The organism is Vibrio sp. 378 (assembly GCF_033339435.1).
Window position 1 is genome coordinate 1 of sequence record NZ_JAWOUO010001255.1, and the last position, 509, is coordinate 509.

The window sequence follows — 509 nt, forward strand, 5'->3', positions numbered from 1 at the left end:
TATCAGCACAAGCAGGAGCAAGGACGTAAAGTCGCCACCAGCGATTTGGATCAGTTTGGTTTGCTAGTTGGTTCATCTTCTCCGATGCACCAGCTGTATCGCATGATCCGCCGTGTCGCAAAAACCGAAGCCAACGTATTGATTGTCGGTGAAAGTGGCTCAGGTAAAGAGCTTGTGGCACAAACCATCCATCTCGCCAGCGATCGCAAGCAGCAACCTTTTATTGCCATCAACTGTGGTGCCATTAGCCCAGAACTGGTCGATAGCGAACTGTTTGGCCACGAAAAAGGCGCATTTACTGGCGCGAACAAAACTCACCAAGGGGTATTTAAGCAAGCGGAAGGCGGCACGCTGTTTTTGGATGAAATTACGGAGATGCCGATCGAGCATCAAGTGAAACTGCTGCGTGTGCTAGAAACGGGCGAATACCGCCCAGTGGGCAGTAATACCGTCCACATCGCCAATACCCGCATCGTCGCGGCGACCAACCGCGATCCTAAAGTCGCGAT

General features: G+C 52.1%; 1 protein-coding gene. It reads left to right on the forward strand.

Annotated features, from left to right (window positions below):
* On the forward strand, nucleotides 1–509 hold a 509-nt coding region (locus R7Q48_RS31425; protein WP_318134385.1), incomplete at both ends, for a sigma-54 factor interaction domain-containing protein.